This is a genomic window from bacterium, assembly GCA_016699595.1.
Lineage (GTDB): Bacteria > Patescibacteriota > Dojkabacteria.
The window spans coordinates 169,236-188,421 of record CP064982.1 but is presented as its reverse complement, the minus strand read 5'-3'; the positions used below and the strand labels follow the sequence as shown (position 1 = coordinate 188,421).

Sequence of the window (19,186 nt, the reverse complement as noted above, 5' to 3'; positions counted from 1 at the left end):
ATAGTAATATCAGTTTTTACTAAAGTAGGTACCTGGCATTTGGATTTCCCCCAATGTTGGTTCAGGAATGCCATCATTAGGATATTCCGTCTCTGTCTCAATCAAGCAATACCCATCATTCATAGGAATTAGTCTACCAACAAAAGGAAGCAGTGCTTTATTTAGATTAAAACTTAGTTGTATATTTGTAAATATTGATTCCGCTAAACCCAAAGAATCGAGAATCTCCATCGGTTTAAGTTTTGAGCTCTTGAATATATCCGGCAATACAAAGCCTAACCCTTCCTCTAATACTGCGCTCATTTTTTGCAAAAGTACTCTTTTAACCTCAAAGTGCATTGCTTGATTATGTATCATAATTTGCTCAATAAACTTACCTAATTCTACATCTTTGCCATGACGGCAGAGTTCATAAAACTGAACGAACACAAAAGCTGATGTAATGTTTCTATCTGCCTCCATTAATTCACCCCTTAATACTTTTGTTAATGTTTCTAGAAGCGGATTATATCTACTGAAATAAAAATCAGCCTGAGATTTTTTAATTTTCCACTGATTCTCAGCAAAAAGTTCTGCCAATGGACCTTTACTTTCTGTCATTTGAATTTTTCATGCTTTCTAACTAACTAGAAAACACCAATATTTAAACAAGTATGTGATACTATTGTATCACAACTAGTTCACCTTGTAAAGTCTACAGTTTCTTGCGATACTTTTTTCGTGAATCCAAATCAATATCTCGACAACTTTCAAACCCAACTTTCCAAACTAACTGGATCCCAAAAAGAAGCAGTTGAAACTATAAATGGTCCAGTTTTGGTTCTTGCAGGTCCCGGATCTGGAAAAACTACTGTACTAACTCTGCGAATTGCAAATATGCTACTTCACGACATAGAACCAGAAAGAATTCTTTGCCTGACTTTCACCAAAAATGGTGCTACAAATATGAAAGAGAAGCTGAAGAAGTTAATCGGAAATGATGCAAGTAAAGTTACAATTACAACTTTTCATGGATTTTGCTCAAGTTTGATTGCAAGGTACGACGAATTATTTCCAGAATTGAAAAACTTTGAAATGATAGATGAACTAGGACTTACTCAAAGTAGAATTTTGAGTGAGATTTTGAAATCAAAGTATTACCAAAGATTCAATGATTCTGAGTTTGGAGTAGGTCCTGGAAAAATCTTGGGAATGATAAGCGACTTCAAAAGAGAATTGATAACTCAAAAAAGCCTTGAAGATGAAATTATCTTTTTAAGCAAAGAATATGATAGTGCAAAAGTAACTTATGAAGCAAAAGAAAAAGTGGGAAATAAGTTGGTTATCAACAAAGAAACCTTGCTGAACTTGAACAGAAACTTGTCAACCTTGGTAGAATTTGCTGATATTTATGGAAAATATAATACTAAATTGAAAGAATTAAAATTGATAGACTTTGATGATGTGATTATTGAAATTTTGAATAAACTGAATGAGCCTGAATCTGAACTAAGACAAGCACTCCAAGAAAACTTTGAATATTTACTTATCGATGAATATCAAGATACAAACAAAGTTCAAAATGAAATTGCATTCAAACTTGCTAAATCATGGTTGGATAATCAGGATGGAAATATCTTTGTAGTTGGCGATGATGATCAATCAATATACAGATTTCAAGGTGCAAATGTAGATAATATCAAAGACTTTCTAGATCAATTTGCTGAAGCTAAAGTAATAATTCTGAATGAAAACTTTCGAAGCATTCAAGAAATAATTGATACTTCAAGAGCCTTGATCGAAAATAATACTCACAGTTTAGATAAGTTAGATAATAAATTTCAAAAAAACTTTGTTGCAACAAATTCTAATTCCGGAGTTACGCAAAAAATTAATGTAAAGTTTTATAATTTTTCTTCATCTCACGCCGAAGAAGATTTCATTCTTTCAAAATTGGTTGAAGAGCTTGATCAAGCAAAACCAGACTTTTCAAAGTATGCTGTAATTTATAGAAAGACCAAACATAGTCAAAATCTTATAGAACTACTTCGAAGAAGAAATATTCCGTATAAGATTCAAAGTGATGAAAATTTGATAAAAAATGCAGAAATAAATAACTTTTTAAAATTAGTAAGGTTTAGTGTGAATATTTTACAAGCTGACAAACAGGATTTATTTGAATTATTAAATTTAAACTATCTAAATTTTGACCAAGTAAAAGTTTTCAACTTATTCACAAAACTTAGCGACAAAAAATATAGGGAAGTTAGTTTAATTGACGCTTTGAATGATATAACCAGTGAATCTCAAAACAGCCTTTTTGATAAAGATAATTTGGACTCTCAAGTTTTGAATCTGATAGAAAACTTTCTCAAACTTCATAAAGAAATTGAAAATAAAGATGCAATTGAATTTTTGATTGATATTTTGAATTTCAAGTTTACAAATCAAACTTACTTTGAATTTTTGAGTAATAGTAAGGATTTTAATAACCTGACAAGCGATGCGATTTATAAACTAAATTTAGTTAATAGTTTTATAGATTTATGCAAAAAGATAAAAAGTAACTTTGGAAAAGTTACTGAAGATTCTGACAATGAAGATGAAGCAAAAAGTAATATTTTCAAAACAGACAATTTACTTTCAATTTTGACCGAAATGCAAGATAGAAATCTTTACTTCAAAGCTGAAGAGATAGATCTGAACGAAAACTCAGTTAAACTACTTACAGCACATGGTTCAAAAGGTTTAGAGTTCGAAACAGTTTTTTTGCTACATTGTGATGAAAGTTCTTGGAATAAATCTTTGAAAGATCTGAAGATCAGACTTGGAAAAACTGGAGACAATCTAAATACTATGGAAGAGGAAGAAATCGCTAATCTTGAAGAAAAAAGAAGACTTTTTTATGTTGCAATGACAAGAGCGAAGAAAAATTTGATTTTGATTTCAAGTAAATTGGATGAAAATGACAAAGCAAGAAATGAGATAAGTTTTATAACTGAAATTGAAAATAAACTGAAAGTTAAAGAAAATTATAATGCTTTTGAAAGAATTGATGATATTGAAATCAAAAAGATTGAAGGTAATCTTGCAGCAATAAATTTGACTAGAAATATTGTTACTAAGGATGACCTGGGTTTGAAAAGTGAGAATACTTTTAGCAAAGAAGAATATCTGCTATGGTTAAACTCAAGAAAGAAAAATCTAACTTTATCGGCAACTAGTTACAATAATTATCTTGAATGTGAGTATAAGTTCTTTTTGGAAAATATAGTCAAAATTCCTCAACATGAAAGGTTTAATATTGGAAATGTATTTCATAAAACTATGGAACTTTGGTTTCAAAGTTATATAAATAATAACGCAAATCCAGGATATGATAAATTAGTTGAAATTTTCAATGATGAATTGGAAAACAGTGAAGTAAATAAATTAGAATTAGAAAAATACAAAAGTTATTGGCAAAAAATTTTGCAAATTTACTATGATAGTTATGCAAAATCATTTGAAAAACCTAAATTTGTTGAATTATGGCTGAGTAAATTTGAATTAAATGGGATAAGTTTAGTTGGAAAAACTGATGCTTTATTTGAAGATGAAAATAATTTAGCTTTAGTTGATTTCAAGACCGGAAACAAGCATCACTCAAGAAGTAAAGATGGAATACTCAAAACGAACCTAGAAAGCAGAATTGATCAAATTGAATCAGACACTACAAGAAGCTATATGAAGCTGAAAAATCAGATGTACTTTTATAAACTTCTTGTCGATGCAGACAAAAGATTTGAAAGTGAATTGAAAACCTTCATATTTGACTTTATCGAACCAAAAGACATGAATGAGTTAATTCCAAGTTGTGATAGAATAGAGTTTGAATTTTCTCGTGAAGAAGTTGCAAACTTTACTAACTTTTTGAAAAGTATCATAGCTGAAATTTTGACAAAAGTTGAGTTTGGGAAAACGAGTAATAGGTCGGTTTGTCAAAAGTGCCAGTTTTATGAACATTGTTGGAAAAATATAAATTAAACTAAGAAAGATATGTCTTCATACAAAACTAGATCTACTGCACAAGTGTTTTTATTAGTATTTTTTGGCATCCTCAGTTTCATATTTGCAATACTACTTGCAAAAACTTCTACTTCGTTTGCAAAAGAAGAGATCCTAAATCTTGATACTAATGAAACTTACAGTAACAATGAGATCACACTTGGTTATGACACTGCAGAAGCGAATCGAGTCGTATACAAAGGTAAACTCCATGTGCCAAGACTTAGACAAAAAAGCATGATCATGTATATAGATGACTGCCTAGAAAGTATGAAACTAAATGGTGAAGAGGTAAATTTGGTTGATTACTTCAGAACAGAACAACTATGCTATTCAAACGAAAACATGCCTGTTTTTTTTACTGACAATTTGCCATCTGGAGTAAGTAATGTAGAATTTACAGTGAAAAACAAGCAAGGTGGAGTCGCATTGTACTTGATGAATTCGAGGTCTGATTTTGTGTATAGTGCTTTATTCTTTCTATTAGTTTTGTCTGCTTCATCATTTACCTACCTTTTATCTCTATTTATTTTCAAAGATAGAAACTATGGATTTGCTGTTGCATTATTTATAGCAATAGGACTTGGGTATTTAAGTATAACGCCTTGGCATGCAAGAACACATGATGTGCACGGACATCTAGAATTTATCCAGATCTTAGAAAGAGGAGATTTCCCAACTCCAACCTCCTGTTGGGAATGTCATCAACAACCACTCTACTACCTAATATCAGCACAAGCAAATAATTTATCCAGTTTACTAGGCATCAATGGTTTCAACGAACAAAATTTGATTTTACAATTACTTAGCTTAGGCTTTTTTACTTTGTTTGTATTGTTTGGACTTGCTACTCTTGAGCTAGCATTTAACAAAATCAATACTTCAACAAAACATGCCTATATTCTCGGTCTTCTGTTTGCCTTATGGCCAAGTGGCATTCTACATTCTGTGAGAATAGGAAATGACTCAATCGTATATGCAACTATTGCTATATCTACTTACTTCCTATATAGGTGGTATATAGAAGATAGATCAAAGTACTTGAGAATTGCAATGATTGCATCGTTTATAGCTGCTGCTTCGAAAGTAACTGGGATTGTAATGATGCCAACGATACTTGTTGTTATGACTATTAGGTACAATCTTTTTGCGCATTTGCATTTACTCAAATATCTTGATTTGAAAACTGCATTTAAACCAATTTTTAAGTTTCTGAAAAAAACTTGGATACTAATTTCAGTATTTATATTCTCTACCTTAGTTATAACTTTTGGTCCAACATTTTTGTCAACCAATGGAAAAGAATTTACTCATATGAATGAACCTGGTAACGAGAACTTTAAAATGCAAAAAGATATGAAGTACTTTGTCTACTTTGATTTGAAAGAGTATCTTACAACCCCAACTTTCCATACTTGGGATGATTGTTGTGGAAGAAATAATTTTTGGGTAGCAATTCCCAAAAGCTCTCTTTTTGGCGAATTTGGTATAAGTAACGAATTTAATAAAAGTATCATGACAAAAGTTATAAATTTATTGTCATTTGGACTCATAGTTTGTGGCTTGATTCAATTTTATCATTTGATGCAACAAAAAGATTTGATACTAGATTTACTTCCAATACTGATGGTTTCTGCTTTGTTGTTTGCAAGCGTTATCTACTTTAGATGGCAATATCCTTACTATTCCAATCAAGATTTTCGATATATGTATCCATTTCTGATTGGTAGCATATCAATACTAGGTATAAATGATCACACTAAGCACAAGAGCGTCATAAAAAAGATAGATTTATTGAGTATACTTATGATATTAAGCATTCTTATATTTTTCTCTAGTGCTATAATGTCAACCAAATACTAGCTTATTGGTTTCATCTATTTACAGTTTACGATGAAGTATCACAAAGATGCTTAGGATAATAACAGGAACAGCCAAAAACACAATGCTAGAAGTACCTAGTTCTGCACGACCTATGATGGACAGGGTCAAAACTTCAGTTTTTGACCAGTTAAACTTTTTGATAAATGAGAATGTAAGAGTGCTTGATCTATATGCAGGTTCTGGAGCGCTTGGTTTAGAATGTTTGAGTAGAGGAGCAAAGTACTCAAAGTTTGTTGAAATTACAAAAGAAGGAGTTCGAGCTATTTGGCATAATGCTGAGAAATGCAAATTTGACAAGGCCAAGTATTGGGTAGAGAAAGCTGATGCACTTGAATTTTGTTTTGATACTTTGCATAGAAATTATAAACTCAAAACAGATGATGAGAAAGAAGTATACAATTTGATATTCGTTTGTCCACCACATATAGACACAAACGACGAAATACTTAGATTAGCTGGAAAGCTATTGGAAGTTAATGGGTTATTAGTTGCTGAATGTCCATCAGAGAAAAGTTTAAATCAAAGCATTGAAAATCTGAAGTTTATTGAACTGAGACAATACGGAGGAACAAAGATATACTTTTATACTAAGTAATATGTATCTAGTGAAAGTTTGATAGATTTGGAATGATAGAACTGAAAACATATTGCCATTTAAATGTATACTCTCTCTTTAAGTCATCTAATTCTGAATGATGCTTCACAATTCGAGCATTTTCAGCTTTTGCAATTACTTTACTTCTAAAATTTATAAGCAATAAATTGATTAGGACACAATTACTACTATCAACAACTTGAATAGGTACAGATTTAGATAATTTCTTTTTGTCATATTCTATGAAAAGCAATGTACCTTTTGGAAGATGTAGTTTTACTTTTTCTGACTTTCCATCTGGGTTCATTTGATAGCATACAAGTTTACCATCATCATTGAAATAATGACTAAACATTAGAAAGTTTTGGTAAAACTGCAAAAAGTTTTGTGAATGCATATGAACGAAAATGATTGGGGAGTTGTTGATAATTTAAGTCACATAATTATAGCACTCAAATCGCAGATGTCAACTATTGGTAACTTATAACAAATTCCTATAACCCTGTAGCACTTGCTTTACCTCCTGACTTGAACTAGACAAAACTAACTGCTTTCGAAGTTCAATGACCTGCAATGAATTCTTTCAATTCAGCTTCTCTAGCAATGGGGATTTGGCCAGCAAAATTCAACAGTACTTTTGTCGCTTCATCACTAATTGGTATGCCTATACCTCCAAATACTTTTAGTAGATTTTCATTTTGGCTAACTGTTGCTAACGCTTTTCCTTCTTCAAAACTCGAAAAATTGCTAGATGGCACTTTAGCTGCAACAAGTTTTAGACCTCCTAACCCTAGAAATAGTGTCTCCAATGCCTTCCCATGTCCACAGAATTCAACTAAGGCAAATGTATCTCCATTTCCACTAGGATCAGATTTCAAAATTATTTGAGCATCTGCATGAGTTAGTATAACTTTTTCACAACCATGAAGAACATATGCGCCGAACCTAACAGTGTCTACTAGATTAAGTCTTTTCATATATTTTATGTCGACAGTTAGAGCAGGATTATTTAAAATATCATCATGATTATAACATTTAGTGAGAATCTGTCAACCTATTTGTATTTTGTTGCATTAGAGTTATATAACACTTGCTTTACCTCCTGACTTGAACTACACAAAACTAACTGCTTTCGAAGTTCAGATGCATTCGGAATGTCTTTTATATACCAACAAAGAACCTTTCTCATTGAAAAAAAATTAGTCTGAATACTCCCTGTCCCACTAACAGGGTCAATACTCTGCGAAGCGGAGAGCGGGTTAAAGTTATCAAAAAGTTCACAATGTTTCATAATTTGTTCAAACTTGTCAATTGCCTCATCTTGCCTCCCTGCTAAAGTCGATACTTCCCACAAAGCGAAGGGAGAGTTCAATGCATTTCTGATCTGTCTAAATATTTCAGGTTTTCCATAACTTCCCCTTCCAATTAGTAATCCATTAGCTTTTGTAACCTCCACACAACTATTAGCAGATTCTGCTGTTCCTATGTCTCCATTTGCAAGTAGTGGTATGTTTCCTTGTTGACATAGTTCAACTGCATTGGCAATTTCTTCCCAGTTTGCACTTCCTGCGTAAAGTTGTTTCAAAGTTCTTCCATGAAGTGCTATAAGATCTGGCTTTGCTTCGAGAATCTGTGGAATCCAAGTTTCAGTTTCAGGTTTATCATAACCAATTCTAGTCTTCACACTAACTGTCAAGTTTGTAGAATTTTGAATAACTTTTTTGAAATCAATTTCCCAACTAATTGCCAACTTTATAACTAGCTTTAATAACTTCGACCAATTTATACTAGGCAAAGGTGCAGGATTTGAATAAGTAGAATTTATTCTTCTGTAAGTTAAATCAGAGATAGCGGCTAATTTTAATATCTCTAAATTTTCAAGTAATTCATCATAACTATGAAGCTTAGAAATAATTGGAATAATGTCATTTTGAAAGCTTGATCTTGCTCTTTTGACTTCTGCAATGATTTGTTTTGCAATTTCTGGAGTTCGGATCAAACCAGCTCCAGCTCCACGATCTGAGATTTTTTTAGCTGGACAACCCATATTTACATCCACTCCATCAAAACCTAAAATGTAGCAAAGCAATGCAGCAGGAAAGAAGTACTCAATTTCATGACCATAAATTTGAGCTAAAATTGGCCTTTGAAATTCTGTGTAACGAAACGCATTCCAAAGTTTAGGAACTGCAAGTGAAAGCCCATGGACATTTTGAAATTCAGTGTAAAGTAGATCCACATCCCCTTCTGCCTTGCACATTTCTCGATATGCGCAATCCGTAATTCCATCCATTGGAGAGAGTCCAAAAATATATTTTTTCTCAGAAAGCAAAGGTAGAATGAAATTCACAGAATTATTTGATACGAGCGTTGGGAGTCTTTTGCTTCAACCTATATTCATCTGAAATAGTAAGTATCTTTCTGCCTTTTGCAAGTCTTCTTTTCAATACATCTCTTCCACCCTTCGTCGCTATCCTAGCCCTAAACCCAAGTTTTTTGAGTGCTTTAAGTGTATGTGGTTGATATGTTCGTTTTGTCATTTGGCAAATTCATTCCTTATTTTACAATGGAATCGATGATTCAATAAATTAGCTTACCCATTTTAGCATGAAACTGAAAAAGTAACAATACAAAATTATCAAAAAATCAGATACTTCAAATACTTCACCTATAAATCATTATAATTGATAGAATATCTTTGACATGAAAGATATTGGTAAAAAAATAAGTAGAAAAGATACGAAATTAAAGTTGATATTTCTTGGACTCAGTTTAGTGGTTTTCTTTGTTATTATATGTAGCAAAAGTACTTTCAAGCAGGAATATGACTATATAGAAACAAACATTTCAAAGCAAGAAGTGAGAGACCTTAGCTACCTAGACGAGAACTTGAGCGAATCAGATATTTCTTCGGCATCACTGACAGCAGATGGTTCTGAAGCACAAGTTACTTTATTTACTGAACGATTTGAGTTAATTGATGGGCAGTATGCCTATATAGCAATTCCAAGTAACTTGAATGGTGAAGAAACTGCTAAAGTTGTGATATTCTCTCACGGCTCTGGTTCTGAAGTTACAAACGATATTGGGGATCCATTTGTACGAGGACTGCAAGAATATGGAGAATTCTTTAGCCAAAATGATTTTATTTTTCTAGCATCAAATCAACATGGCGATAATTGGGGAAATAAAAATTCAATTAATGACATTACCAGTCTCCTTGAATATATAAACAGTGAAGTTACCAACATTAGGGAGATCTACTTGATAGGCTACAGCATGGGAGGCCTTCCGACTATGAATTATGCAACTACATTTCCTGACAGGGTCCAAAAAATTGCACTTCTTGCCCCTACTATAAACTTTGATGAGTGGAGTAAAGATAGAGTGGATAAAACTTTGGAAATTCCAATCAAGATTTGGCACGGCACAAAAGATGTAAATATACCTATATATGATTCTTTGAGCTTTGTAGAAACTATGCATAAATATGGGAAAGATAATGTCGAATTCAAAGAACTGTATGAACAAAATCACTTCAGTATTGATGTAGAATATAAAAATGAAATATTACATTATTTTTTGCAGTAATTATCTGTCGGCTGTTATAATAAACTAGATAGCTACAAAGCTAAAGATCGAATTTGACAACAATTTTAGCTTTGCATAGAGTTATCAATTTCAGACTAACAACTATTTAATCTTTATTCACTTTAAAAATAGTATTTCAATATCCAAATAATCTAATTGTAAGTTATCAAAAATTATAACAATGATTTTATTTGTGTATTGAGTAGCAATATTATTTTGAAGCGAAAATACAAAAAAAATGTTAAACCAAATTATTACTCACACAGCCTCAGTCAACAATCAAAATCTCAAGTTTGAAACAGGCAAACTTGCTTTCAGAACAGACAGTTCAGTATTTGCAAGCGCAGGAGACACTACAGTTCTTGTAACCTTGACAGTTGACAAGAAAAAATCAGATGCAGATTTCTTTCCCCTTACCGTAGAATTTGTCGACAAACATTATGCAGTTGGTAGGATTAACCAAAATAAATTTATAAAAAGAGAAAAACAATCAGATGATAGTATTTTGAAGGCTAGAGCAATTGATAGGGCAATTCGACCATTGTTTCCTAAAACATTCAAGCAACCAGTACAAATTATCATTACACTCTTGACATTTGATGGAGTAAACGATCCAATCGTGCTTGCAATGAATGCAGTTTCTGCTTGTATAATGAATTCTTCAGTCCCATTTTCAGGACCAATTGCAACTGTAAGAGTTGGCAAAGTAGGTGATAGTTTGAAAGTCAATCCAACTACTCTAGAGATGAAAGATAATGAAATAGATTTATTGTTTTCAGGTTTTAGTGAACAAGTTTCCATGATTGAGGTAGGTGCAAATCAAATTGGAGAAGAAACAATGAAAAAAGCTTTTGATATTGCTATAGATGGATTTTCGGTGATGGAACGGTTCCAAAAGGAATTTGTAGAAAAAGTGCAAGCTATAGCAAATAAGAAAAAACTTTCAGTTGTAACAGAAGAAGTTAACTATCATAGTGTCATTGAAAAGCTAGGTTTGACCGATGAAGAGTTTGAAAGGGACCTTAAATTAGCGCTATATACTGATGACGACGAAGCATATACTATCAAAATTGATGAGATCAAAAACAATCTAGTGGCAAAGAGAGATAATTTGCCTGATGATATAAAAAGTGAAATAAGTAATGTTGTGATTGACGAACTTATTTTTAAAAATTCTAAGAAGATTACAAGACATGGCATACTATCTGAAAAGAGGAGATTGTCAGGCAGAGAAATGGATGAAATTCGAAAAATAACAATTGAAGCTGGTGTACTCCCTATAGTTCATGGGTCAGCTCTTTTTTCACGAGGTATAACACAAGCTATGAGCATTGTAACTCTTGGCTCACTGCAAGATTATGAAATTGCTGAAACATATCAGGGTGAAGAAGAAAGGTATTATATGCATCATTACAATGGACCTTCTTATTCTTTAGGTGAAGCAGGAAGATTTAATTTGTATCCTGGAAGAAGAGAGATTGGACACGGTGAATTGGCGGAAAAAGCTCTAAGACCAGTAATACCTGAAATAGCTGCGTTTCCATATGTTATCAGAGTCGTATCCGAAGTTTTGTCTCAATCTGGAAGTAGTTCAATGGCTTCTACATGCGGCTCAACAGTAGCTCTCATGGATGCAGGAGTTCCTATCAAAGCTCCTGTTGCTGGAATTGCTATTGGTCTTGTAGTTGATGACAATAATATGAATAATTACAAACTAGTTGTTGACATGGCAGACAAGGAAGATTTTTTTGGAGATATGGATTTCAAAGTTACTGGTACAAGAATGGGAATAACAGCCATCCAGATGGACAATAAACTTGGTGGAGTAGATATAAAAATCATTAAAGAAGCTCTTGATCTTGCATACTCAAAAAGAATTGAGATACTTGAAAAAATAGAGGAAGTCTTGGTTGCACCTCGCGAGGTCTTGAAGGATAATGCTCCCCAAGTTAGACAAATACAAATAAACCCAGATAGAATAGGTGAACTTATAGGTCCAGGTGGAAAAAACATCAAAGGAATTACTGAAAAAACTGGAGCTGAATTGAATATTGACGATAATGGCTTAGTTACAATTATGGCAAATTCCAAAGAGTCGTTGGTAAGTGCATTTGACATGGTTGATGGCACTGTAGGCGAACCTGAAGTTGGAAAAGAATATGAAGCACAAGTAGAGACGATCAAAGAATATGGAGTTTTTGTAAGTTTCAGAGGTGGTAATACACAAGCACTTCTTCATATATCTGAGTTTCCGAAGATTCTTGGACAAAATGGACTGCCAATGACCAAACAATATAGAGTAGGTGAAAAAATTCAAATAATCGTCAAGGGAAAAGATAGAGAAGGCAGGTGGAGTATAGGTCTAGTAAATCATGACTAGTGTTTACAGTAATTTCGAATACATTGGAACTTTCGAATATATTTGAATATACCTGTATTAGACTGCAATGTTTTTTGATATTTAATATATTGTCCAAAAGTAGTACTTTGCTGTATAATCAACATCAGCTCATTCAAGCAATCACGGCCCATAATAATGGGGTGAGGAAAGTCCAGACATCAACTTTGTGGTTGAAAGTAATTTGAACCATTTGCACTGTGGAAGATTAGAATTTTTTTAATTGACACAGCGGGGAGTAATCTTCGGGAGAAAAGGGCAACAGAAACATACCGCCTTCGGGTAAGGTTGAAATCGTGAGGTAAGAGCTCACGCATTATTGCAGCAATGTAATAGTGGGGTAACCCCTGCAAGATGCAAGACTAAGTCGCTCAGAGAAATGATTGCATAAACAGAATCTGGCTTATGAATGAGCTATAAAATTTACCAAAAAAATGAAAAAATTCTTCAAGCTAGCAATTATTTTCATTCTGACTTTAATTGCATCGATCTTTACAACATTTGCCAATCTGATAATGATAACAAGTCTAAATAAAGAAATAGGTTATATAGGAGGAGCTGTTTTACAATTAATTATTCAAACTGTTCTTTTTCTTACTAGTTATATTTCAATGATTTTATCAGTTAAGAAGTTAGACATTGACTTAATTGCCAAAGTTTCAATTTTGCTAGTTTACTTTATAATTCTCATTTTTATAGCACTATTTATAAACTTATTGTTCTTGGTTGGTGCAAACACATAACTTCAAATACTAAAGAATGCCAATGATATTCATGTCATTCTATTGCAAAAGGATGTATAATTAACTTGGTTCAAATTTTATTTAAAAAAAATTAGTTCTGTTATATATTGTTGTAGGAAAGATCTTCAGCAATTAGACAGAAGATAGAAATTTATGCCATTACTTATAGCACTCGGAGTCATCATTTTACTTTTTGTATTTTTTGCAATTGCAACTTACAACAAACTTGCTACTGCAAGGCAGTTAATAAAAGAAGCTTTCGCTGGCATTGATACAATGCTCAAGAAACGATTTGACATGGTTCCAAATTTAGTTGAAACAGTGAAAGGCTATGCGAAACATGAAAGTGAGGTCTTTGAAAAAATTGCACAACTTCGTTCTGGTTATATGAATGCACAAACTCAGGATGAAAAAATGGAAGTTGCCAATCAGTTTAGTTCAACTTTGAAAACACTTTTTGCAGTTGCAGAAAATTATCCCGAATTGAAGGCAAATACAAACTTTCAACAGTTACAAACTACTCTTGAAACTATGGAAACAGAAATTGCAAACAGTAGAAAGTATTACAATGGAACTGTAAGAAATTACAATACTTCACTAGTTACTTTTCCACAAAATATACTAGCTGGGATGTTTGGTTTTAGAGAAGAGAAATACTTTGAAACTCCTGAAGAAGAGAGACAAAATGTATCCGTGAAATTTTAATCTCTGAGTAGATACTTTTACTTTGTCATAACCTTTATAATATGAAACAAGTTCGAATACTTAGAATTGTCGTTGGGATAATGTTCTTTTTTAGTTTTTGTATACTAGCTACAGGCCTTTTATTTTCAAACCCAAAATCCTCAAACACGGTCAATGTAATTTCTAGATTCTTGAGGTTACCTGGACAAAGTTATTGTTATGAAAGTTCACTTAGTAAGTCTACTTCATCAGATGTAGATACAATACACAAAGTAGTCGTTAATGCTGAATTAAACCAAGATGGAAGTTTCACCATTGATGAAAAAATTCAAATATATTTAAATGATGGGAAGCACGGAATATACAGATATATTCCAACTTTGACTGAAGGAGTTTTTTTTGAGAATGGTCAAATCTCTTACTATGTTGCAAGGGCAAATATTGACAATCTTCAAGTGTATCGTGAAAATGCAAATGACCCAGTTATCTATCGCACTCAAACCTCAGAGATATGCAATAAGTCGGGCATATCTGCTGCTCAAACTTTTGAGTATGCAAGAATCGGAGATGAAGATGCAACACTAAGCAAAGGTCTTTATACTTATCATGTAAAGTATTTAGTACAGGATGGATTGATAAAAACACCGACAGGTAATACTGCTTTGTATTGGAATTTTTGGGGAAATAAATGGAATGCATACGTTCAAGAATATACACTAAATCTTAGTACACCTAAAAACTTGAATCTATCTGAAAGTAACTGCTATACAGGACTTTATGGAGAAACTGGTAGTCAGAATTGCGATATACAAACTTTGGGTAATACAATTTCTTATAATGTAGATGATTTGAAACCTTACGAAGGTGTAACTATCCTTGCTAGTTTCATAGAAGACTCAGGATCTAGTGCACTTGCTGTGAATGTAGGAAAAAAGCTTGAAAATTCTCCAAATACTATATTTCAACTCATCATTGATATTCTTGTAATTTGTACATCGTTTTTACCAATTGCTGTTTCATCCCTGATTCATAAACTTACAAGTTCCAAAGCATCAGACAATGTAATAGTTCCAGAATATACGCCTCCTTCAGATCTATCCCCTGCTCAAGCAGGAGTAATGGTAGATGAATCCGCAGGTAAATCTGATTTGGCTGCAATTATTATTTCATTGTGTGTAAAAGGTTGGATGAAAATAAAAGAAGATAAAGGTCCTTTCGGAATAGGAAAGTCTTATTCATTTATGAGCATACCTGATACATCAGTTGAATCTAGTGCAAAGAGTAAAATACCTCTTTCTCTTGAAGAAGAATCTCTTTACTATTACATTTTTAATTCAAAGCAAAATCATCAGATAGGAAATTTCATCAATCAAATAATAGATTCAACATGGCAACTAGATACTGTACACACTAATATTCAAGAGGTGAAATTGAATGATTTGAAATATACTGATTTTCCACAAATGTATCAAACATTGCATTCAAGTTTATATTCATGGGCAATTTCCAAAGGTTATTTCAAAGAATCTCCAAGTTTATTGTTCCAAAAGTTTGGAGTAGGTTTTGCGATATTGATATCTGTCGTTACCAATTTTTTTATTCCAAATATAATCTCAGTTATAGTACTTATACCATCAGCTATTTTTGCTATATATTTGCTGAATAAAATTAGTGTTGTAACTGAAGTTGGTAAGCGAATTCAAGAGAAGGTAAAAGGATTTAAAATGTATCTTGGCACAGCTGAAAAAAATCAAATTGAATTTCTAAATGACCCAAATAAACATGATATTGAAACATTTGAAAAGTATCTTCCATACGCCATGGCATTAGGAGTTACCAAGATTTGGACTGATAAATTTCAAGATACATTTACTGAACCACCAACATGGTATGTTGGAACGAATTTGATAAACTTTAGTGCATTTAATGCTACAGACTTCACAACAGCTCTATCAGATTCCTTATCTACAATATCATCTACTGTAAGTTCATCAACCGGCAACGGAGGAGGTGGTTTTTCCGGTGGTGGCGGAGGGGGCGGCGGTGGTGGTAGTTGGTAATTTGAATAATTACGATAAAGTTTAATCTCAAATCATGAATATTAATGAACTAGACATTAAAATATTTGAAACTCCGACATGGTATTTGCAAATATCCGAATACCTCAAGTATTTTTTTAATGACATTACTAAAGAAGACTATGCAAATGAAATATGGGTAGAAGAAAAAAGGAAATTTACAAATATTATTGCCGACTTATTGAATGAAGATAAAATCTCTTTAGGTGAAACTGGTCCTAATCATGACTTAGATAGAACCGATATCGATACCGTCGTGATCCATCATACATTAGGAGAAGAAAACGCTACTTATGAATATTTGAATGCACTTTCATTATTGCGTCTTTATGTACCAGAATTCTCAAGACCTTCCAAGGATTACTTTGGTACGCCTATTTGCTCCAATCATATATACAAAGGTAGGCAGACATTTCTTGGTTATCATTATTTAATCTGGAATGATGGCTCGTTTGAACAAATACTAGAAGATAGTTATGTCGGCTGGCATGCTGGTGATTGGAATATGAACTGTAGAAGTATAGCAATTGCTCTTGTAGGAGACTATACATGTAAATATCCAACGAATGAGAGCATCAACACACTCGATAAGATACTCTACAAACTGAAAAAGAAATATAATATTTTAGAAGTACTTGGACATTGTGATGTACTTGTAGGCGCCAATGGTCCAGGCGAGACTTTTCATGGACCCAATGGTTGGCGTAACGAACTTACAAATCTATAAGTATATGTGACCCGATTTGTATATTTAGTTTATTATTCAGATCTTGCTGAATCTCAAGAACATACTTTGTGGGCTTTGTACTTGAAACACCTGCTAGATTCAGTGGAGTTGCATCTGCTATATTTACTACTTGGTAATTTTCATCCATAAATATAATTGTTAGTGGTAAGTATGTGTCTTTCATCCAGAAATTTCTGACCTGATTATCCGAAAAGGTAAAGAGCATACCATAATTTACCGGTAGCTCTCTAAATTCCATCATTCCTTCATTTTGTTCTGAAGTGTTTGTAGCAACAGCAATTTGAATCTCACTATCAGCAATTTTTATTTTCTTATCAAAGCAGGTTACTTGCCAAGATCTATCATCATTACATATACAATCTGATTCAACTCGCATAGAGGCACAAGCAACTGTACTATTGTGGATATATGCCAAACTTTGCATACTCCTTATATATTCCTGTCGCAGTTGGTATGTACGAATTTGTGAACCATATTTGTTCCACATAAGGTAAGAAAGAAAAATTACAATCAAAATAATGTAGACAATGATTTGAATTTTTTGTTTCGTTGTATACTTTGGTATTTGCATATAATTTATCATATTTTTTTACCCAACTCTTCCAAACTTTTTCTCAAGTTCATACTTAGTGAGTTCCCAAATAACAGGTCTGCCATGTGGACAGGAATAGGGCTTTGCTGTTTGAAATAATTCTAAAACTAGCTCATCTATCTCAAAGCGAGACATTTTGTCTCCACCTCTATACGAACCATGGCAAGCTATTGTTGCCATTAGTCTATCATAAACCTCTTCCAATTTCACAATTTTATAATCAATCAAATCAGACAAAGATTCAACAACTAAGTTTTGTAGATCTTTTGTAGTCAAAAAGTTTGGTAATTCTTGAATCACAAATTCATTATTCAGATTTTCTATGCTTATACCAAACTTTAAAAACTTATCAAGGTTTTCTGTCAATAAGTTTTTCTGTTTCTGGTCAAGATCTAGTTTGTATGGCAAAAGTAATCTTTGAGATTCAAACTGATTGCCGTCAAATTTACGCTTTAGTTTATCAAAGGTTATTCTTTCTGCTGCTGCATGTTGATCTATTAGTAAGACTTTGTCAGAATACTCCAAAAGTATATATGTTTGTAGCAATTGAATAGCCGATATATATTTAGTACTTGCTATATTAGATTGACTTGGACTGTACATCGAAGATAACTCAAATTGACTGTCATAAAAATCATTGTTAGTTTGTCTCAACGAATGCAAATTGTCCAAGCTAGTTGACAGATTGGAACTTTGCTTTGAGGAACTATAGCCAAAATGTGATCCAAATTTATTTGAATAGGTTAATGAAGTACTTTTGCTCTTAAGGTCAAATGGTGTATTATTCAATTTTTCAATGCTACCTTGATCGAGTTTGATTTGCGTGTCCAATTTCAATTCATTTGTTAAGATTTGCCTAACTGTAGTATAGATAATTGAAAACATCTCCCTTTGATCCTCCCATCGCACTTCAAGTTTTCTAGGGTGAACATTTACATCAACCGTTTCTGGTTTGACTTGCAAATGAATTACAAACTGTGGCTTCAATTCCTGTGGAACAAATCCTTGATATGCATTTTTTACTGCAGTATTTATTACTTGATCTGTTATAAATCTATTATTGACGGAGAGAAGTTGCATAGCACCTCGATTTACACAAGCTGAAGGTTTAGAAAGTATAAAATCAATGTCAAATTTCTCGTTGTTGAAATTCTTAACAATGTATTTTTGTTTATCTAAATTAAATATATCTGAAACTCTATGAAAATTATTTTGTGCAGCAGTTAACTTGTAAACCATTTTCCCATCAATTTCTAAGCTAAAGCCAATAACAGGGTAGACAAATGCAATATGTTCAAAAGCTTCTATAATTTTATTTTCTTCTGTTTTGATTGTTTTTAAAAATTTTCTACGAGCTGGAACATTGTAGAAAATATCTGCTATAGTGATACTTGTTCCTACAGCTCGATTTGAATAATTTTTTGAATCAATTCGTCCATTTGTGATTTCACACTTAGTTGCTAGTTTTGCACTTGCAGTTCTAGTTTCAATTACAACTTTGGAAACTGCTGAAATCGATGATAATGCTTCACCACGAAATCCATTGGTATGAATGCTAAATAAGTCATCAATTGAGGAAATTTTGCTTGTGGAATGTTCTTGAAAAGCAAGTTCAATTTGGCTTTCTTCTATACCTGAACCATTATCAATAATTCGAATTTCAGAGATTCCACCATTTTTCACTTTGACTTGTATATCGCTAGAAGCTGCGTCAATAGAGTTTTCAATAAGTTCTTTGACTATAGAAGCAGGTCTTTCTACGACTTCACCAGCTGCAATTTTATTTATCAATTCTTTAGATAGCTTTTGTATTTGCATGTAATTATTATAACAAATACAAACTTGAA

General features: G+C 32.6%; 16 protein-coding genes and 1 other RNA gene. 10 read left to right on the top strand and 7 right to left on the bottom strand.

All coding sequences use genetic code 11. The annotated features are described in order from the left end of the window. Positions 1 to 9: 9 nt before the first annotated feature. Positions 10 to 600, bottom strand: a complete 591-nt coding sequence (locus IPJ91_01020) for a hypothetical protein (protein ID QQR93722.1) — start codon at positions 598 to 600, stop codon at positions 10 to 12. A 120-nt stretch (positions 601 to 720) separates the two neighbouring features. On the opposite strand from IPJ91_01020, the gene IPJ91_01015 reads away from it, so the two are divergent. Genes IPJ91_01015 through IPJ91_01005 form a run of 3 tightly spaced genes read left to right on the top strand, consistent with a single transcriptional unit; the run spans position 721 to position 6,505 of the window. Next, positions 721 to 4,005, top strand: a complete 3,285-nt coding sequence (locus IPJ91_01015) for an ATP-dependent helicase (protein ID QQR93721.1) — start codon at positions 721 to 723, stop codon at positions 4,003 to 4,005. 12 nt (positions 4,006 to 4,017) lie between these two features. Further along, entirely contained in the window at positions 4,018 to 5,889 is a 1,872-nt protein-coding gene (locus tag IPJ91_01010; protein QQR93720.1) for a hypothetical protein, read from the top strand. A 46-nt stretch (positions 5,890 to 5,935) separates the two neighbouring features. Continuing rightward, positions 5,936 to 6,505, top strand: coding sequence for an RsmD family RNA methyltransferase (locus tag IPJ91_01005; GenBank protein QQR93719.1), 570 nt, complete (start codon positions 5,936 to 5,938; stop codon positions 6,503 to 6,505). A gap of 7 nt (positions 6,506 to 6,512) precedes the next feature. Here IPJ91_01005 and IPJ91_01000 read toward each other — a convergent pair whose 3' ends face one another. The 4 genes from IPJ91_01000 to rpmH form a co-directional block, all read right to left on the bottom strand. Further along, positions 6,513 to 6,860, bottom strand: coding sequence for a hypothetical protein (locus IPJ91_01000; protein ID QQR93718.1), 348 nt, complete (start codon positions 6,858 to 6,860; stop codon positions 6,513 to 6,515). Between the two features lie 205 nt (positions 6,861 to 7,065). Further along, positions 7,066 to 7,482: a hypothetical protein gene (locus IPJ91_00995; protein QQR93717.1), complete on the bottom strand. Its 417-nt coding sequence runs from the start codon at positions 7,480 to 7,482 to the stop codon at positions 7,066 to 7,068. 77 nt (positions 7,483 to 7,559) lie between these two features. After that, a complete protein-coding gene (locus tag IPJ91_00990) occupies positions 7,560 to 8,855 on the bottom strand; it encodes a tRNA-dihydrouridine synthase family protein (GenBank protein QQR93716.1) in 1,296 nt (431 codons plus the stop codon). Positions 8,856 to 8,859: 4 nt separating this feature from the next. Continuing rightward, positions 8,860 to 9,045, bottom strand: a complete 186-nt coding sequence (gene rpmH, locus IPJ91_00985; protein ID QQR93715.1) for a 50S ribosomal protein L34 — start codon at positions 9,043 to 9,045, stop codon at positions 8,860 to 8,862. Positions 9,046 to 9,208: 163 nt separating this feature from the next. Here rpmH and IPJ91_00980 point away from each other — a divergent pair, with 163 nt between their 5' ends. From IPJ91_00980 to IPJ91_00950, 7 genes are all read left to right on the top strand, one after another. After that, complete coding sequence (locus IPJ91_00980; GenBank protein ID QQR93714.1) at positions 9,209 to 10,096, top strand: alpha/beta fold hydrolase; 888 nt, start codon at positions 9,209 to 9,211, stop codon at positions 10,094 to 10,096. 238 nt (positions 10,097 to 10,334) lie between these two features. Next, entirely contained in the window at positions 10,335 to 12,476 is a 2,142-nt protein-coding gene (locus tag IPJ91_00975; protein QQR93713.1) for a polyribonucleotide nucleotidyltransferase, read from the top strand. Between the two features lie 125 nt (positions 12,477 to 12,601). Further along, positions 12,602 to 12,915, top strand: an RNA gene (gene rnpB / locus IPJ91_00970) — RNase P RNA component class A. Positions 12,916 to 12,928: 13 nt separating this feature from the next. Continuing rightward, complete coding sequence (locus IPJ91_00965; protein QQR93712.1) at positions 12,929 to 13,237, top strand: hypothetical protein; 309 nt, start codon at positions 12,929 to 12,931, stop codon at positions 13,235 to 13,237. Positions 13,238 to 13,390: 153 nt separating this feature from the next. After that, a complete protein-coding gene (locus tag IPJ91_00960) occupies positions 13,391 to 13,942 on the top strand; it encodes a LemA family protein (protein ID QQR93711.1) in 552 nt (183 codons plus the stop codon). Positions 13,943 to 13,983: 41 nt separating this feature from the next. Continuing rightward, the gene (locus tag IPJ91_00955; protein QQR93710.1) at positions 13,984 to 15,981 is read left to right on the top strand and encodes a DUF2207 domain-containing protein; all 1,998 of its coding nucleotides are present in this window, start codon (positions 13,984 to 13,986) and stop codon (positions 15,979 to 15,981) included. 34 nt (positions 15,982 to 16,015) lie between these two features. Further along, positions 16,016 to 16,726: an N-acetylmuramoyl-L-alanine amidase gene (locus tag IPJ91_00950; GenBank protein ID QQR93709.1), complete on the top strand. Its 711-nt coding sequence runs from the start codon at positions 16,016 to 16,018 to the stop codon at positions 16,724 to 16,726. On the opposite strand, the gene IPJ91_00945 is transcribed toward IPJ91_00950, so the two are convergent. Together IPJ91_00945 and mutL are read right to left on the bottom strand one after the other, a co-directional pair. Beyond that, entirely contained in the window at positions 16,713 to 17,318 is a 606-nt protein-coding gene (locus IPJ91_00945; protein ID QQR93708.1) for a DUF192 domain-containing protein, read from the bottom strand. The genes IPJ91_00950 and IPJ91_00945 overlap by 14 nt on opposite strands. 18 nt (positions 17,319 to 17,336) lie before the next feature. After that, positions 17,337 to 19,157 carry a DNA mismatch repair endonuclease MutL gene (mutL, locus tag IPJ91_00940; GenBank protein ID QQR93707.1) on the bottom strand — a complete coding sequence of 607 codons (1,821 nt, stop codon included), beginning with the start codon at positions 19,155 to 19,157 and terminating at the stop codon, positions 17,337 to 17,339. Positions 19,158 to 19,186 lie beyond the last annotated feature (29 nt).

What these genes read in the sequence shown, in the direction of transcription:
- IPJ91_01005 (QQR93719.1), top strand. Translation starts at nt 5,936, where the DNA reads ATGCTTAGGATAATAACAGGAACAGCCAAAAACACAATGCTAGAAGTA.
- IPJ91_00980 (QQR93714.1), top strand. Translation starts at nt 9,209, where the DNA reads ATGAAAGATATTGGTAAAAAAATAAGTAGAAAAGATACGAAATTAAAG.
- IPJ91_01010 (QQR93720.1), top strand. Translation starts at nt 4,018, where the DNA reads ATGTCTTCATACAAAACTAGATCTACTGCACAAGTGTTTTTATTAGTA.
- mutL (QQR93707.1), bottom strand. Translation starts at nt 19,157, where the DNA reads ATGCAAATACAAAAGCTATCTAAAGAATTGATAAATAAAATTGCAGCT.
- rpmH (QQR93715.1), bottom strand. Translation starts at nt 9,045, where the DNA reads ATGACAAAACGAACATATCAACCACATACACTTAAAGCACTCAAAAAA.
- IPJ91_00965 (QQR93712.1), top strand. Translation starts at nt 12,929, where the DNA reads ATGAAAAAATTCTTCAAGCTAGCAATTATTTTCATTCTGACTTTAATT.
- IPJ91_00995 (QQR93717.1), bottom strand. Translation starts at nt 7,482, where the DNA reads ATGAAAAGACTTAATCTAGTAGACACTGTTAGGTTCGGCGCATATGTT.
- IPJ91_00975 (QQR93713.1), top strand. Translation starts at nt 10,335, where the DNA reads ATGTTAAACCAAATTATTACTCACACAGCCTCAGTCAACAATCAAAAT.
- IPJ91_00945 (QQR93708.1), bottom strand. Translation starts at nt 17,318, where the DNA reads ATGCAAATACCAAAGTATACAACGAAACAAAAAATTCAAATCATTGTC.
- IPJ91_00950 (QQR93709.1), top strand. Translation starts at nt 16,016, where the DNA reads ATGAATATTAATGAACTAGACATTAAAATATTTGAAACTCCGACATGG.
- IPJ91_00960 (QQR93711.1), top strand. Translation starts at nt 13,391, where the DNA reads ATGCCATTACTTATAGCACTCGGAGTCATCATTTTACTTTTTGTATTT.
- IPJ91_01000 (QQR93718.1), bottom strand. Translation starts at nt 6,860, where the DNA reads ATGTTTAGTCATTATTTCAATGATGATGGTAAACTTGTATGCTATCAA.
- IPJ91_00955 (QQR93710.1), top strand. Translation starts at nt 13,984, where the DNA reads ATGAAACAAGTTCGAATACTTAGAATTGTCGTTGGGATAATGTTCTTT.
- IPJ91_01020 (QQR93722.1), bottom strand. Translation starts at nt 600, where the DNA reads ATGACAGAAAGTAAAGGTCCATTGGCAGAACTTTTTGCTGAGAATCAG.